This window comes from Micromonospora sp. NPDC049900 (assembly GCF_044461025.1).
Lineage (GTDB): Bacteria > Actinomycetota > Actinomycetes > Mycobacteriales > Micromonosporaceae > Micromonospora.
Genome location: NZ_JBITKM010000001.1, coordinates 834,335 through 849,308, shown reverse-complemented (window position 1 = coordinate 849,308; position 14,974 = coordinate 834,335). Strand labels below are relative to the sequence as shown.

Annotated in this window: 17 protein-coding genes; 7 read left to right on the top strand and 10 right to left on the bottom strand. The window is 69.7% G+C overall.

Annotation, left to right across the window (positions count from 1 at the left end; all coding sequences use genetic code 11):
* Positions 1–27 precede the first annotated feature (27 nt).
* Positions 28–687, bottom strand: a complete 660-nt coding sequence (nucS, locus tag ACIBMZ_RS03975; protein ID WP_350692403.1) for an endonuclease NucS — start codon at positions 685–687, stop codon at positions 28–30.
* Positions 688–758: 71 nt separating this feature from the next.
* Between nucS and ACIBMZ_RS03970 the strand changes: the two genes are divergently transcribed.
* From ACIBMZ_RS03970 to ACIBMZ_RS03950, 5 genes are all read left to right on the top strand, one after another.
* On the top strand, positions 759–1,379 hold the full coding sequence (locus ACIBMZ_RS03970) for a DUF4126 domain-containing protein (RefSeq protein ID WP_396691014.1): 621 nt from the start codon (positions 759–761) through the stop codon (positions 1,377–1,379).
* 52 nt (positions 1,380–1,431) lie between these two features.
* Positions 1,432–1,875: a DUF4878 domain-containing protein gene (locus ACIBMZ_RS03965; RefSeq protein ID WP_396690762.1), complete on the top strand. Its 444-nt coding sequence runs from the start codon at positions 1,432–1,434 to the stop codon at positions 1,873–1,875.
* A 74-nt stretch (positions 1,876–1,949) separates the two neighbouring features.
* Positions 1,950–2,249, top strand: a complete 300-nt coding sequence (locus ACIBMZ_RS03960; protein ID WP_396690760.1) for a DUF1540 domain-containing protein — start codon at positions 1,950–1,952, stop codon at positions 2,247–2,249.
* Positions 2,250–2,410: 161 nt separating this feature from the next.
* Positions 2,411–3,298 carry an ABC transporter ATP-binding protein gene (locus ACIBMZ_RS03955; protein ID WP_396690759.1) on the top strand — a complete coding sequence of 296 codons (888 nt, stop codon included), beginning with the start codon at positions 2,411–2,413 and terminating at the stop codon, positions 3,296–3,298.
* Positions 3,298–4,143, top strand: coding sequence for an ABC transporter permease (locus tag ACIBMZ_RS03950; protein ID WP_396690757.1), 846 nt, complete (start codon positions 3,298–3,300; stop codon positions 4,141–4,143). Before ACIBMZ_RS03955 ends, ACIBMZ_RS03950 begins: the two co-directional genes overlap by 1 nt.
* A gap of 145 nt (positions 4,144–4,288) precedes the next feature.
* On the opposite strand, the gene ACIBMZ_RS03945 is transcribed toward ACIBMZ_RS03950, so the two are convergent.
* Positions 4,289–5,137, bottom strand: a complete 849-nt coding sequence (locus ACIBMZ_RS03945; protein WP_396690755.1) for a 3-hydroxyacyl-CoA dehydrogenase family protein — start codon at positions 5,135–5,137, stop codon at positions 4,289–4,291.
* Positions 5,138–5,223: 86 nt separating this feature from the next.
* A complete protein-coding gene (murA, locus tag ACIBMZ_RS03940) occupies positions 5,224–6,666 on the bottom strand; it encodes a UDP-N-acetylglucosamine 1-carboxyvinyltransferase (RefSeq protein ID WP_396690753.1) in 1,443 nt (480 codons plus the stop codon).
* On the opposite strand from murA, the gene ACIBMZ_RS03935 reads away from it, so the two are divergent.
* Together ACIBMZ_RS03935 and ACIBMZ_RS03930 are read left to right on the top strand one after the other, a co-directional pair.
* Positions 6,665–7,237 (top strand): cob(I)yrinic acid a,c-diamide adenosyltransferase, encoded by a 573-nt coding sequence (locus tag ACIBMZ_RS03935; RefSeq protein WP_396690751.1) that lies wholly within the window; start codon positions 6,665–6,667, stop codon positions 7,235–7,237. The two genes, murA and ACIBMZ_RS03935, sit on opposite strands and share 2 nt — an antisense overlap.
* Positions 7,213–7,632, top strand: coding sequence for a VOC family protein (locus ACIBMZ_RS03930; RefSeq protein ID WP_396690749.1), 420 nt, complete (start codon positions 7,213–7,215; stop codon positions 7,630–7,632). The genes ACIBMZ_RS03935 and ACIBMZ_RS03930 overlap by 25 nt, the downstream gene beginning before the upstream one ends.
* Before the next feature lie 32 nt (positions 7,633–7,664).
* On the opposite strand, the gene ACIBMZ_RS03925 is transcribed toward ACIBMZ_RS03930, so the two are convergent.
* The 7 genes from ACIBMZ_RS03925 to atpA all read right to left on the bottom strand — a co-directional run bounded on the left by ACIBMZ_RS03925 (position 7,665) and on the right by atpA (position 14,970).
* On the bottom strand, positions 7,665–8,471 hold the full coding sequence (locus tag ACIBMZ_RS03925; protein WP_396690747.1) for an SGNH/GDSL hydrolase family protein: 807 nt from the start codon (positions 8,469–8,471) through the stop codon (positions 7,665–7,667).
* A gap of 248 nt (positions 8,472–8,719) precedes the next feature.
* Positions 8,720–9,178 carry a DUF2550 domain-containing protein gene (locus tag ACIBMZ_RS03920; protein ID WP_350692419.1) on the bottom strand — a complete coding sequence of 153 codons (459 nt, stop codon included), beginning with the start codon at positions 9,176–9,178 and terminating at the stop codon, positions 8,720–8,722.
* Positions 9,179–9,190: 12 nt separating this feature from the next.
* Positions 9,191–9,475, bottom strand: coding sequence for a F0F1 ATP synthase subunit epsilon (locus tag ACIBMZ_RS03915; RefSeq protein ID WP_396690745.1), 285 nt, complete (start codon positions 9,473–9,475; stop codon positions 9,191–9,193).
* A gap of 90 nt (positions 9,476–9,565) precedes the next feature.
* Positions 9,566–10,720 (bottom strand): LCP family protein, encoded by a 1,155-nt coding sequence (locus tag ACIBMZ_RS03910; RefSeq protein WP_396690743.1) that lies wholly within the window; start codon positions 10,718–10,720, stop codon positions 9,566–9,568.
* Between the two features lie 219 nt (positions 10,721–10,939).
* Positions 10,940–12,376: a F0F1 ATP synthase subunit beta gene (gene atpD / locus ACIBMZ_RS03905; RefSeq protein ID WP_396690741.1), complete on the bottom strand. Its 1,437-nt coding sequence runs from the start codon at positions 12,374–12,376 to the stop codon at positions 10,940–10,942.
* Positions 12,376–13,314 carry a F0F1 ATP synthase subunit gamma gene (locus ACIBMZ_RS03900; protein WP_396690739.1) on the bottom strand — a complete coding sequence of 313 codons (939 nt, stop codon included), beginning with the start codon at positions 13,312–13,314 and terminating at the stop codon, positions 12,376–12,378. Before ACIBMZ_RS03900 ends, atpD begins: the two co-directional genes overlap by 1 nt.
* Positions 13,315–13,323: 9 nt before the next feature.
* Positions 13,324–14,970, bottom strand: a complete 1,647-nt coding sequence (gene atpA / locus ACIBMZ_RS03895) for a F0F1 ATP synthase subunit alpha (protein ID WP_396690737.1) — start codon at positions 14,968–14,970, stop codon at positions 13,324–13,326.
* Positions 14,971–14,974: the final 4 nt, after the last annotated feature.

Sequence of the window (14,974 nt, the reverse complement as noted above, 5' to 3'; positions counted from 1 at the left end):
CGGCGGCTGGGAGTTCCGGGCCGACCGTCAGAAGAGGGTCAGCTCGTCGCGCTCGATGCCGCGCAGCCGGTCGTAGTCGACCACCACGCACCGGATGCCGCGATCCCGGGCGAGCACCCGGGCCTGCGGCTTGATCTCCTGCGCCGCGAAGACGCCGGCCACCGGGGCGAGCAGCGGATCACGGTTGAGCAGTTCGAGGTAGCGGGTGAGCTGCTCGACGCCGTCGATCTCGCCCCGGCGCTTCACCTCGACCGCGACCGTGCCCTGCTCGGCGTCGCGGCAGAGCAGGTCGACCGGTCCAATGGCGGTCATGTACTCGCGGCGGACCAGCGTGTAGCCCTCGCCCAGCGTCTCCGGGTTGGCGGCCAGCAGCTCCTGCAGGTGCGCCTCCACCCCGTCCTTGCGCAGCCCCGGGTCGACACCGAGTTCGTACGAGGTGTCCTGGAAGATCTCCTCCAGGGTGATCCGCAGCTCCTCGCCGGCCTTGTTGACCACCCGCCACACCCCGGGCGCCTCCTCCAGCCGACAGGGCGGGCTCATCCAGTTCAACGGCTTGTAGGCCCGGTCGTCGGCGTGGATCGACACCGACCCGTCCGCCTTCACCATCAGCAGCCGGGTGGCCGGCGGCAGGTGGGCCGAGAGGCGTCCGACATAGTCCACCGAGCATTTCGCAATCACCAACCGCACCCGACGAGGGTAGCGGAGACGCCGGGCATCGCCGCCGAGCGGCACTGGCGCGCCGGTGCCATGCTGAGATGGTGCTCGAAGTTCTGACCGGTACCGGCCTCGCCGCCTCGGCGGGGCTCAACGCCTACATCCCACTGCTGCTGATGGGCGGGCTGGCCCGTTTCACCAGCGTCATCGACCTGCCCGGCGGCTGGCAGTGGCTCGGCAACGACTGGGTGCTCGGCATCCTCGCCGTGCTGCTCGTCGTCGAGGTCGTCGCGGACAAGGTCCCGGTGGTGGACCACGTCAACGACGTGGTGCAGACGGTGGTCCGCCCGACCGCCGGCGGGCTGGCCTTCGGTGCCGGCTCCGGCTCGGAGACGGTGACGGTCAGCAACCCGGACAGCTTCTTCGCCGAGGGCGGCCAGTGGCTGCCGGTCGTCGTCGGGGTGTTGATCGCGCTCGGCGTACACCTGCTCAAGTCCGCCGCACGGCCGGTCATCAACGCGACCACGGCCGGTTTCGGCGCTCCGGTGGCGAGCACCGCCGAGGACGCGACCAGCGTGGTGATGTCCCTGGTGGCGATCGTGCTGCCGGTGCTGGTGCTGGTGTTCCTGGTCGCGTTCGCCTGCTACCTACCCTGGTTCCTGCGCCGACGCGCGGACCGACGCCGGGAGCGTCAGGCCGCCCGGGACGCGGGCTTCCGGGTCTGATCCTGAGGTACGCAGGGCCGACCGGTTGCGTAGTGGATCTACGCTGCCCCGCATGACGTACCACCCGACTCCGGTCCCGCCCCGCAACAACCGCCCGCTGCGGATCGTGCTCGTCGTGGTGGGGGTGGTCGTCGCCCTCTGCTGCCTGGGCGGTGCGGTCGGCGGCTGGTTCCTCTACCAGACCGTGCAGGACGCGGTCGGCCCGGCCCGCAGCGCCACCGGCGAGTATCTGGACGCCCTCCGGGACGGTGACCACCAGCGCGCCTACGAGCGTCTCTGCCAGCGGCAACGCGACCAGGTCACGGCGGACGAGTTCGCCCTGCAACGGCAGACGATGCCGACACTGGTGGAGTACGACATCACCGGGATGCGGGTCTCCACCAACAACGGCCGGACCACCGGCGCCGCATCGGTTCGCCTGGAGACCGCCAACGGCGAGACGAACGAGTCGATCAGCCTGGTCCGCGAGGACGGCGAGTGGCGCGTCTGCCCCTGACTACCGGTGAACCGGTCCTGACGAGCCCTCCGAAAGCCTAAAATTAGGGCAAATTCCACGGAGGAGGTTGGGTCATGACCGCAGCGATGGAGATGCCCCGGGTCCAGGAGTGCGTGGTGTCCGCCTGCGCGTACAACCACACCGGCGACTGCAACGCCTTCGCCATCACGATCGGCAGCATGGACCACGCGCACTGCCACACGTTCATCGAGATGCCGGCCGTCCGCGCCGGCATCGACGGCCAGGTGGCCCAGGTGGGCGCCTGCCAGCGGGCCGACTGTCGACACAACGAGCAGTTGGAGTGCCAGGCCCCGTCGATCAAGGTCGGCCCGGACGCCGACATGGCCGACTGCATGACGTACAGCCACCGCTGATCCACCGCCCGGGGCGGCGTCCGCCGGACGTACCGACCCGGGATTGTGCAGAAACGCACAGCGCGACGACGGTGACGCCCGGGTCCGACAGGTCCGTGACGGGGAGGAACCACCACCCCCGGTGCGGACGGCGGACCCGGGCTCACCGCACACTTGACGGCATGAGTGACGACGTCGCGATCCACGTCAGGGGCCTGCGCAAGGCGTACGGCGACAACGTCGCCGTGGCCGATCTGGACCTCGACGTCCACCGGGGCGAGGTGTTCGCCCTCCTCGGGCCGAACGGCGCGGGCAAGACCACCACCGTGGAGATCCTGGAGGGCTACCGGCAGCGCGACGCCGGTGAGGTCCGGGTGCTGGGCACCGACCCCTCCTCGGCGAACGGCTCCCGGGCGGGCGGTCCCCGCGCACCGGGTCGCTCGCTCCGCGACTGGCGGGGCCGGGTCGGCATCGTGCTCCAGGGCACCGGCGAGTTCGACGAACTGACCGTGGCCGAGGTGGTGCACCACTTCGCCGGCTTCTACCCCCACGGTGACGACCCGGACAAGGTGATCGCGCGGGTCGGACTCATCTCCAAGGCCGGTGCCCGCACGCACACCCTCTCCGGCGGGCAGAAGCGCCGCCTGGACGTGGCGCTGGGCATCATCGGCCGCCCCGAACTGCTCTTCCTCGACGAGCCGACCACCGGATTCGACCCGGAGGCCCGCCGCGAGTTCTGGGAGCTGATCCGGGACCTCTCCGCGGCCGGCACCACCATCGTGCTCACCACGCACTACCTGGACGAGGCCGAGGCGCTCGCCGACCGGGTGGGCGTCATCGCCGGTGGCCGGCTGGTCGAGGTCGCCGTACCCGCCGAGTTGGGCAACCGCCAGGAGGCCCTGGCGACGGTCTCCTGGCGTACGCCGGAGGGCACGTCGGAGAGCGCGCAGAGCGCGACGCCGACGGCGCTGGTGACCGAGTTGGCCGCGCGGTTCGGTGGCGAGGTGCCCGGCCTGACCGTCACCCGGCCCACGCTGGAGGACATCTACCTGCGGATGATCGGACACTGATGACCACCACCACCAGACCGGACGCCCCGGTCGCCGCCCCCGCCGCCCGCCGTCTCGGCCCCACCGCGCTCGCCCTGCGCCAGGGCCGCATGGAGATCCGGCAGTTCCTACGCAGCCGGGAGTCCGTCGTCTTCACGCTGGGCTTCCCGATCATCATGGTGCTGATCTTCGCCTCGATCTTCGACGGCGACCTCGGCGAGGGCGTCAGCTACACGCAGTACTTCATCACCGGCATGATCGCCACCGGCCTGATGACGGTCAGCTTCCAGAACCTGGGCATCTGGATCCCGATCGAGCGGGACCGGGGGGTGCTCAAGCGCTACCGGGGCACGCCGATGCCGAAGTGGGTCTGGTTCGCCGGCAAGGTGATCATGGTGCTGGTGACCGGCGTGGTGATGACCGCCCTGCTGCTCACCGTCTCGGTGCTGCTGTTCGACCTGAACCTGCCGAGCACCGCGACGGCCTGGGTCACCTTCGGCTGGGTCAGCGCGCTGGGCATCACCGCCTGCACCCTCTGCGGCATCGCGATCTCGTCGCTGGCCCGTACCGCGCGCAGCGGCTCGGCCGTGGTCACCCCGGTCGCGCTGGTGCTCCAGTTCATCTCCGGGGTGTTCTTCGTCTTCACCAACCTGCCGACGTGGATGCAGCAGGTGGCGGCCCTCTTCCCGCTCAAGTGGATGTGCCAGGGACTGCGGGCGGTCTTCCTGCCGGAGAGCTTCGGCGCCAACGAGCCCGGCGGTTCGTTCGAGCTGACCCGGGTCGCGCTGGTGCTGGGCGCCTGGTGCGTGATCGGCCTGGTCCTCTGCCTGACCACCTTCCGCTGGACCACCCGCCGCGACGGCTGAGGTGCAAGGAAGGGCACCTTGTTAACGCCTGCGGTAGAGCAGGGGTCCCCTGCTAACAGCCCGGCAGCCCTCGACGAGCAGCGCCGTTAAGAGGGGTCCCCTGCTACGCACGAGGCGTTAGCAGGGGACCCCTCCTTTCATCCGGTCAGTACGAGTAGAAGCCCTGGCCGGTCTTGCGGCCCAGGTCACCGGCGGTGGCCATGCGCTGGAGCAGCTCCGGCGGGAAGAACTTCTCGTCACCGGTGTCGGTGTAGATGTTGCGGGTCGCGTTGAGCAGCACGTCGACGCCGGTCAGGTCGACGGTGGCGAGCGGCCCCATGGCGTGCCCGAAGCCGAGTTTGCAGGCGGTGTCGAGGTCCTCGGCGGAGATCACGCCGGTCTCCACCAGCCGGACCGCCTCCATCGCCAGCGCGGTGATCAGCCGGGTGGTGACGAAGCCGGCGATGTCCCGGTTGACCACCACCACGGTCTTGCCGATCTCCTCGGCGAACGACTTCGCCGTGTCGAGCGTGACGTCGCTGGTCTTGTAGCCCCGGATCAGTTCGCAGAGCTTCATCATCGGCACCGGCGAGAAGAAGTGGGTGCCGACGACCGCCTCGGGCCGCTCGGTGACCGCCGCGATCTGGGTGACCGGGATGGCGGAGGTGTTGGTGGCCAGCACCGCGTCGGACTTGCAGATCTTGTCCAGCGCGCGGAACACCTCGTGCTTGATCTCCAGCCGCTCGAAGACCGCCTCGACCACGATGTCCGCGTCGGCCGCCGCCTCCAGTTCGGTGGTGGCCGTGATCCGCCCCAGCGCCGCCTCGGCGTCGGCAGCGGAGATCCTGCCCTTCTCCGCGAACTTCCCCAGCGACGTACGGATGCCGTCCAGACCACGCCGGGTGGCCGCATCGTCCAGGTCCCGCAGCACCACCTGCCAGCCCGCCTGTGCCGCAACCTGTGCGATGCCGGAGCCCATCAGCCCGGCGCCCACGACCGCGAGTCGACCCGCCATCTGTCCCTCCCTCGCTGCGATTTCGAGTGTCTGCCTGCACCCTAGTCGGCAAGACTGAACGACGGCTAAGGAGGGAGAGCCGCCGCTCAGATGGTCAGTTCGGGTTCCTCCGGTGCGGTGGCGCGCTCCACCTCGATGCCGAGCGCCCGCAGGTCGGCCACGAAGTCGGGATACCCCCGGTCGACGTGGTGCACATGCGACACCTCGGTCACCCCGTCGGCGCAGAGCCCGGCGATGATCAGTCCGGCGCCGGCCCGGATGTCGGTGGCGCGGACCGGCGCGCCGGAGAGGCGGTCGCGCCCGCGTACCACCGCGTGGTGCCCGTCGGTCTTGATGTCCGCGCCGAGCCGCATCATCTCGTTGGCGAACATGAACCGGCCGTCGAAGATGTTCTCGGTGATCAGGGACGCGCCCTCGCTGAGCGCGGCGAGTCCGATCGCCATCGGCAGCAGGTCGGTGGCGAAGCCCGGGTAGGGCAGCGTCACCACGTCCACCGCCCGGGGCCGGTCGTCCATGCGTACCCGGAAGGCGTCCGGCCGCGTCTCCACCAGGCCGCCGGCCGCGACCACCTTGTCCAGCGCGACCTCCAGGAAGGCCGGGTCGAGACCGGTCACGGTCACGTCGCCGCGGGTCATCGCCGCGCCGAAGGCCCAGGTCCCGGCGACGATCCGGTCGCCCACCGTGGCGTGCCGGACCGGCTGCAACCGGGGTACGCCGACGATGGTGATCGTGGAGGTCCCCTCCCCCTCGATCAGCGCGCCCATCCGTTGGAGCATGGTGCAGATGTCCACGATCTCCGGCTCGCGGGCGGCGTTCTCGATCACGGTGGTGCCCTCGGCCAGCACCGCCGCCATGACCAGGTTCTCGGTCGCGCCGACGCTCGGGAAGTCCAGCGTGATCTCCGCGCCCCGCAGGCCGTCCGGCGCGGCGGCGATCACGAAGCCGTGTTCGCCGGAGATGTCGGCGCCCATCCGGGTCAGCCCGGAGATGTGCATGTCCAGGCCGCGCGAGCCGATCGCGTCACCGCCCGGGTGGGCCACCCGGACGTAGCCGCGCCGGGCCAGCAGCGGCCCGAGTACGCAGATCGAGGCCCGCAGCCGACGGACCAGGTCGTAGTCGGCCTCGACGCCCGGCTGCTCCGGCACGTTGATGGTGACCGAACGGGACCGGGCCACCCCGCCGACGGCGACCATCGGGTCCACCGGCTCGTCGGCGTCGAAGCGCACGCCGCAGCCGAGACGGCGCAGCACCTCGCCCATGATGGCGATGTCGGTGATCCGGGGCACGTTGGTGATCACCGTCCGGCCGGGCGCCAGCAGCGCGGCGGCCATCAGCTTCAACGCGGAGTTCTTCGCGCCGACCACGTGCACGGTGCCGGCGAGCCGGGCGCCGCCGCGTACCCGGATGACGTCGACGTCGGCGACCGCCGCGTCGCCCGCGTCACCCGGGCCGACCCCGCTGGACCAGCCCGTACCGGCCGTCGGCCGGGTCGGGATCGTCAGGTCCGGTATCCGTAGGCTGTGCGTCATGGCCGTCCACCTCACGCGCATCTACACCAAGGCCGGCGACGCCGGCATGACCAGGCTGAGCAACAACGAGCAGGTGCCGAAGAACGATCCACGGATCGCCGCGTACGCCGACGTGGACGAGTGCAACGCCACGATCGGCGTCGCGCTCGCTCTGGGCGGGCTCGACGACGGATTGCGAGCGGTGCTGGGGTCGATCCAGAACGACCTGTTCGACGTGGGAGCGGACCTGTCCACCCCGGTCGAACCGGACCCGAAGTACCCGCCGCTGCGGGTGACCGAGGAGTACGTCGAGCGCCTCGAAGGGTGGTGCGACGAATACAACGCGCGCCTGAGCAAGCTCGACTCCTTCATCCTCCCCGGCGGTACCGCGGGTGCGGCACTGCTGCACGCGGCGCGGACCGTCGCCCGGCGCGCCGAGCGGTCGGCATGGGCCCTCGTCGCACACGACCCCGACCGGACCAGCCATCTCCCGGCAAAGTATCTCAACCGGTTGTCGGATCTACTCTTTATTCTGGCAAGAACGGCAAATCCGGACGGAGACGTGCTATGGGTTCCGGGCGGAGGTCGGTGACGCTCGGAGCACTGCACCACGTGGAGGTCTGGGTACCCGACCTGGGCGTCTCGATGCGCGGTTGGGGCTGGCTCCTCGGCCAGTTGGGCTGGACCCCTTTCCAGGAGTGGCCGGCCGGTCGGTCCTGGCGGCTCGGCCCGACGTACCTGGTGCTGGAGGAGTCCCCCGCCCTCTCCGGGCAGCGGCACGACCGTCTCGCGCCCGGCCTGAACCACCTGGCCTTCCACGCCGGTCCGCCGGCCGCCGTCGACCGCCTGGTCGCCACGGCCCCCGAGTACGGCTGGACGCTGCTGTTTCCCGACCGCCACCCGTACGCCGGCGGCCCCGACACGTACGCCGCCTACCTGACCGACGGGCAGGGGTACGAGGTGGAGCTGGTCGCCGCCACCCCGTGACCCCCGCCCTGTCGACCGGGACGGGCTGCCGCTCAGCCGGCGACGTTACGGAAGACCGGGTAGTACCCGCCGGACTGGCCGGCCGCCGTCGGGTGGTAGGAGATGCCGATGTTGGCGAAGTTCAGCGCGTGCAGCCACTTCTCCCCGTAGCTGCACAGTTGGTGGCCGACGAACTGGGAGCGGACGTCGGCGAACGCGAAGCCGGCGGCCAGGGCGGCGGTGCGGATGATGTCGTTCACCAGGTTGATGCCCTCGTTGATCTTCGTTCGGGAGGTCGCGCTGAGTCCCGCGCAGATCGTGCCGAGTTGATAGAAGACCGGGTAGCCGGTGACCACCACCCGGGCCGACGGCGCCCGGCTCTTGATCCCGTCGTAGACGGCGCGGAGCAGCCTCGGCAGGTCGGCCCGCGCCTTGGCCTGTGCCGCGTCGACCGCGGCGACGCACTCCGTGGTGCCCTGGAGCACGCAGGTGGTCATGATGGTGCCGAACCCGACGTCGTTGCCGCCGACGGTCACGCTGACCAGCGTGGTCCGGCTGGCCAGGGCCGAGAGCTGGGTGTTGACCACGCTGGTGGTGGTGGCGCCCGAGCAGGCGACCGAGCGGTAGGACGCGGGGGCGACGCGGGCCGCGTAGAGCGCCGGGTAGGCGGCGGTGCTGCGCTGGCACGAGCCGCTCTCGGAGGTGTAGCTGCCGGCGCCCACTCCGGAGGCGTACGAGTCGCCGAGGGCCACGTAGTGGTCGCTCGGTGCCGCCTGGGCGGGGGCGGCGGTCAGGCTGAGGGTGGTGGCGAGGGCGACGACCATGCTCGTGGCAAGCGTCGCCAGACGGGTTCTCCGCACGTCGTACTCCGGGGGTAGCAGGGGGACGTTCGGAGATTGATATCACTGGATATCGATGATGGGAAGATCCCTAAGCGGTCGTACCGGGCACCGGGCCGAGATCTGGCACAGATGTGCCACCACCGCACGGGCACGGTGGTGGCACTGAAACGTCGGCGCGGAAACCGGTCAGACGGGCGGAGGCGACACACCGGGACACGGTCGGACCCGGCACGCACGGGGTGCGCGCCGACGATGCACGGGGTGGATCAGGCCGCGGGCCAGTCCTGCGACGAGGCCAGACGCGGCGAGGCCGCCCCCGGGGGGGCGGCCTCGAGCCAGGAGAGGAATCCGGTGACGGTGGATCGCGCCATGGCGATCTCGACCGGAGCATGTCCGCAGTTACACCGGAGAATGATCCAGTCCGACGGCATGGACATTCGTTCCTGCCCCTCGGGCAGCCGTCGTCGTTCCACGGTCAGGCCCTCGCGGGACAGCACCCGCTTGGGGCGTACGGCGAAACTCACCAGCCGGTACCAGCGGAGCTCGTCACCCGCGAAGCGGCCGAAGCCGGGCGCCCAACCACGGCCGTCGAGCATGGTGGAGGTCCGGACACTGAGCCGGATGATCCCTCCGCTGCGGGTGACCAGCGCCCGCCGGACGAAGAGGACCAGGATCGCGCCGAGGATCACGGCGACGCCGATTCCGATCCCTTCGACGATCTCCATCGGCGGGTCGGCTCAGTTGCCCTGGGCGGCGGAGGCCGGGGTCGCGGTCTCGGCGAGTACGGTCACGCCCCGCTCGTTCACCGAGAGGAAGCCACCGGCCACCTCGTAGACGACCTGCTCGCCGCCGGGCAGCTTGATGCGCACCTGGCCGGAGTCGGCGAGCTGGCCGAGCAGGGGCGCGTGCCCCGGCAGAACACCCAGCTCCCCCTCGGTGGTGCGGGCCATGACCATCTCGGCCTCGCCCGACCAGACCTTCTCCTCGACGGCCACGAGCTGGACCTTAAGGTGCTGTGCCACGCTGTCTCCTTGCTGAGGCGGCGGATTGGGGCAAGTCTAGTCGCGCCTCTGACCTGTGCTTCATGCGGGTGCCGGGAGCCACGCCCCCGATCAGCCCTTGTTGACGAACTTGGGGTGTTCGAGCAGGAACGGGTCGAGCAGTTCCCGCTCCAGTGCGACGAAGAAGTCGTCCACCTCGGGCTCGAACCGTTCACCGAGGTACTTGCCGTTCTCCATGATCCCGCCACCCGGCAGCTTGATCATCTGGATGTTGCCGGGCCGGATGTCCTTGAGCGCGAGACCGAAGTCGATCACGCTGTGCCCACGGCCACTGAAGATCAGCGACTCGCCGGCCGCCCGCAGCACCCGGTCCAACTTCACCGGGTTGGTCACCACGTCGGCGCTGAGCGCCTGACCGGCCATCGCCTTGACGAACTGCTGCTGGTGCCGCTGCCGGCCGTAGTCGCCGTCCGGCACGCCGTTCTCCGGGTAGCGCTGGCGGACGTAGTCCAGCGCCTGCCACCCCTGGAGGTGCTGCTTGCCCTTCGGGTAGATCGCCTGCGGCCCGATGTAGCCTCCACCGCCGGGCCGACCCTCACGGTGCTTGCCGTCCGGCTGGCGGTGCCGGGAGCGGACCTCCCGCTCGATGTTCATCGTGACGCCGCCCATCGCGTCGACGATCTTCTGGAAGCCGGAGAAGTTGATGATCGCACCGGCGTCGAAGCGCTCGATCCCGGTGACCTTCTGCGCGGTGAGGGCGAGCAGCTCGAAGCCGCGTGCGGCGTCCGGCTTCCCGTCCGGCACCCGGCTGCCGAAGGACATCGCCGCGTTCAGCTTGGTGGTGCTGCCGTTGAAGTTCGCCTTGGAGAACGCGGGGATCTCGACGTAGAGGTCCCGGGGCAGGGAGAAGAGGTACGCCCGGTCCATCTCCTTCGGCACGTGCAGGATCATGATGGCGTCGCTCAGCGGCGGCCGGTCGTCACGGACCGGATCGATGCCGACCAGCAGGATGTTCAGCGGGCCCTCGATGTCGCTCTTGGCCTCGCCCGCCGCCTGGTCACCGAAGAGGTCGGCCTTGCCGATCGCCCCCTCGTAGCGGGCCATCAGTGCCTCGGCACCCACCAGCGACGTGCCGCTGACCATCATCAGCACCACACCGAAGATGGTGCAGAGCTTCGCCCACAGCGGTACGCCCTGCCAGATCGACTTCTTCTTGCCACCACGCGTGCCGCGCGTACCGCCCCTGCCGGCCTTACCCACAAGCATCTCCGTTCGTCGCGCCCCCGGGAGGGTACGGGTACGCGTAGCCGAAAGGTTTAAGTCGTTCGCCGCTCATCCGCGCCTGAGCTGCACTAGACGGTATCTCGGGCCCGGCGTGATCGCCGAGCACGCCGAACCGGGCAGCGAGGATGGTACGTCCCGCAGATGAACGAAAGGCCGTCCCGGGGTGAACCGGGACGGCCTTTCTTCGTTCGATCCGAAGGGTCAGCCCTTCATCAGCTCGGCGGCCTTCTTCTCCAGGTCGTCGAGCCCACCGCACATGAAGAACGCCTGCTCGGGGAAGTGGTCGTACTCGCCCTCGCTGATCTTCCGGAACGCCTCGATGGTCTCCTTGATCGGAACCGTCGAGCCCGGCACACCGGTGAACTGCTCCGCCGCGTAGGTGTTCTGCGACAGGAAGCGCTCGATCCGACGGGCCCGCTGGACCGTGATCTTGTCTTCCTCGGAGAGTTCCTCGATACCGAGGATGGCGATGATGTCCTGCAGGTCCTTGTAGCGCTGGAGGATCCGCTTGACCTCACTGGCCACCTGGAAGTGCTCCTGGCCGACGAACTCCGGGGCGAGGATCCGCGACGAGGACGCCAGCGGGTCGACCGCCGGGTAGATGCCCTTGTCGGAGATGGACCGCTCCAGGTTGGTGGTGGCGTCCAGGTGGGCGAAGGTGGTGGCCGGAGCGGGGTCGGTGTAGTCGTCCGCCGGCACGTAGATCGCCTGCATCGAGGTGATGGCCTGGCCCTTGACGGACGTGATCCGCTCCTGGAGCTCGCCCATCTCGTCGGCCAGGGTCGGCTGGTAACCCACCGCGCTGGGCATCCGGCCCAGCAGGGTGGAGACCTCGGAACCGGCCTGGGTGAAGCGGAAGATGTTGTCGATGAAGAGCAGCACCTCCTGCTTCTGCACGTCACGGAAGTACTCCGCCATGGTCAGCGCGGAGAGCGCGACGCGCAGCCGGGTGCCCGGCGGCTCGTCCATCTGGCCGTAGACCAGCGCGGTCTTGTCGATGACGCCGGACTCGGTCATCTCGTGGATGAGGTCGTTGCCCTCACGGGTCCGCTCACCCACACCGGCGAAGACGGAGGTACCACCGAAGTTCCGGGCGACCCGGGTGATCATCTCCTGGATGAGCACCGTCTTGCCCACGCCGGCACCGCCGAACAGGCCGATCTTGCCGCCCTTGACGTACGGGGCGAGCAGGTCGATGACCTTGATGCCGGTCTCCAGCATCTCGGTCTTGGGCTCCAGGTCCGCGAAGGCCGGGGCCTTGCGGTGGATGCCCCAGTGGTCGTCGGCGGCGATGGTCTCGCCCTCGGTGAGGTTGAGGCACTCGCCGATCGCGTTGAAGACGTGGCCCTTGACCGCGTCGCCGACCGGCACCCGGATCGGGAACGCGGTGTCGCGCACCTCGGCGCCGCGCACCAGGCCGTCGGTGGGCTGCATCGAGATCGCGCGGACCAGGTTGTCACCCAGGTGCTGGGCGACCTCCAGGGTCAGCGTCTTCTCTCCGCCGGAGAGGGTCACGTTGACGTGCAGCGCGTTGAACAGGTCCGGCATGGCGTCGCGCGGGAACTCGGCGTCGACGACCGGGCCGATGACCCGGACCACGCGACCCGTGGCCGTCTTGGTCTCTACTGGGGCAGTCATCACACTTCACTTCCCGACGCGGCCAGCGCGTTAGCGCCGCCGACGATCTCACTGATCTCCTGGGTGATCCCGGCCTGGCGGGCCGAGTTCATCTCACGCGTGTACTTGTCGATCATCTCTTCGGCGTTGTCGGTGGCGCTCTTCATCGCCCGCCGCCGGGCCGCCGACTCGCTCGCCGCCGACTCCAGCAACGCCGCGTAGATCCGCGTGTTGATGTACTTCGGCAGCAGCGCGTCGAGCAGCTCCTCCGGGTTCGGCTCGAACTCGTAGTCGGGCAGCAGCCCGGGGGCCGCCTCCGACCGAGGCCGCTCCTCCACCTGCAACGGACCGATGATCCGGGTGACCGGCGTCTGCGTCATCAGGGACTTGAACTCGGTGAAGACGATGTGCAACTCGTCCACCCCGAGCACCCCGTCCGCACCCGGACCGCCGTCGACGTCGTCCGCGCCGGCCGAGAACGCCTTCACCAGCGTCTCGCCCACCTCGCGGGCGTCGGCGAACGACGGCTGCTCGGAGAAGCCGGTCCAGCTCGCCTCGATCGGCCGGTTACGGAACCGGTAGAACGACACGCCCTTGCGACCGACGACGTAGAGCACCGGCTCCTTGCCGTCCTCGCGCAGCCGGGCGATCAGCGACTCCGCCGTCTTGATGGCGTTGGAGCTGTAACCGCCGGCCAGACCCCGGTCGGCGGTTACCAGCAGCACGCCCGCCCGCCGCACCCGCTCGCGCGGGGTCAGCAACGGGTGGTCGACCGACGCGTTGGACGCCAGCGCCGTGAGGACGCCGGTGATGGCCCGGGCGTACGGCAGGGACGCCTCCACCCGGGCCTGGGCCTTGGCGATCCGGCTCGTCGCCACGAGCTCCATCGCCTTGGTGATCTTCTTCATCCCCTTCGCCGAGCGGATCCGTTGACGAAGAACACGTACCTGCGCCGCCATGGCCCGGCCCTAACGCTTCTGGGCCGGGGCCCCGCCGCTGTAACGGGTGACCGTCTCTTGCTCGGCCTCGCCCTCCAGCGGCGCTGCCGGCGCCTCGTTGATCGTGCGCTCGTCGTCCCGGCCGAGGAAGCCCTGCTTGAACTCGGTGACGGCGGCGTCCAGCGTGGCGATGATCTCGTCATCCCACTTGTTGTCCGCGATCGCCAGCAGGGTGGCGTTGTGCTTGCGCCGCAGGTGCTCCAGGAACTGGGTCTCGAAGCGCCGCACGTCGCCGACCGGGATGTCGTCCAGCTTGCCCTCGGTGCCGGACCAGACCGAGATGACCTGCTCCTGCACCGGGTACGGCGAGTAGTTCGGCTGCTTGAGCAGCTCCACCAGGCGGGCACCGCGGTCGAGCTGGGCGCGGGAGGCCTTGTCCAGGTCGGAGGCGAAGGCGGCGAACGCCTCCAGCTCGCGGTACTGGGCCAGGTTCAGCCGCAGCGAACCGGAGACCTTCTTCATCGGCTTCACCTGCGCGGCGCCACCGACCCGGGACACCGAGGTACCGACGTTGATGGCCGGCCGGACGCCCTGGTTGAACAGGTCGGTCTCCAGGAAGATCTGGCCGTCGGTGATCGAGATGACGTTGGTCGGGATGAAGGCCGAGATGTCGTTGGCCTTCGTCTCGATGATCGGCAGACCGGTCATCGACCCGCCGCCCATCTCGTCGGAGAGCTTCGCGCACCGCTCCAGCAGCCGCGAGTGCAGGTAGAAGACGTCACCCGGGTACGCCTCACGGCCCGGCGGGCGACGCAGCAGCAGCGACACGGCCCGGTACGCCTCGGCCTGCTTGCTCAGGTCGTCGAAGACGATCAGGACGTGCTTGCCGCCGTACATCCAGTGCTGTCCGATGGACGAGCCGGTGTACGGGGCGAGGTACTTGAAGCCGGCCGGGTCGGACGCCGGGGAGGCGACGATGGTGGTGTACTCCATCGCGCCCGCCTCCTCCAACTGCCCCTTGATGGAGGCGATGGTGGAGGCCTTCTGGCCGATGGCGACGTAGATGCAGCGGACCTGCTTCGTCGGGTCGCCGGAGGCCCAGTTCTCGCGCTGGTTGAGGATGGCGTCCAGGGCGACCGTGGTCTTGCCGGTCTTCCGGTCACCGATGATGAGCTGCCGCTGGCCCCGACCGATCGGGGTCATCGCGTCGATGGCCTTGATGCCGGTCTGCATCGGCTCGAAGACGGACTGCCGGGCCATCACGTTCGGGGCCTGGAGCTCCAGCTCGCGGTAGCCCTCGTCGGCGATCTCGCCGAGGCCGTCGATCGGGGCGCCGAGCGCGTCGACCACGCGGCCCAGGAAGGCGTCACCGACCGGCACGGAGAGCACCCGGCCGGTGCGCTTGACCCGCTGGCCCTCCTCGAGGCCGGCGTAGTCGCCCAGGACGACGACACCGATCTCCCGGACGTCGAGGTTCAGCGCCACGCCGAGCGTGCCGTCCTCGAACTCGAGCAGCTCGTTGGTCATGGTCGAGGGCAGGCCCTCGACGTGGGCGATACCGTCGCCGGTGTCGGCGACGGTGCCGACCTCCTCACGGGAGACGTCGGGCGAATAGGAGGAGACGTAGCGCTCCAGGGCGCCGCGGATCTCCTCCGTCGAGATGGTCAGCTCGGCCATCCTC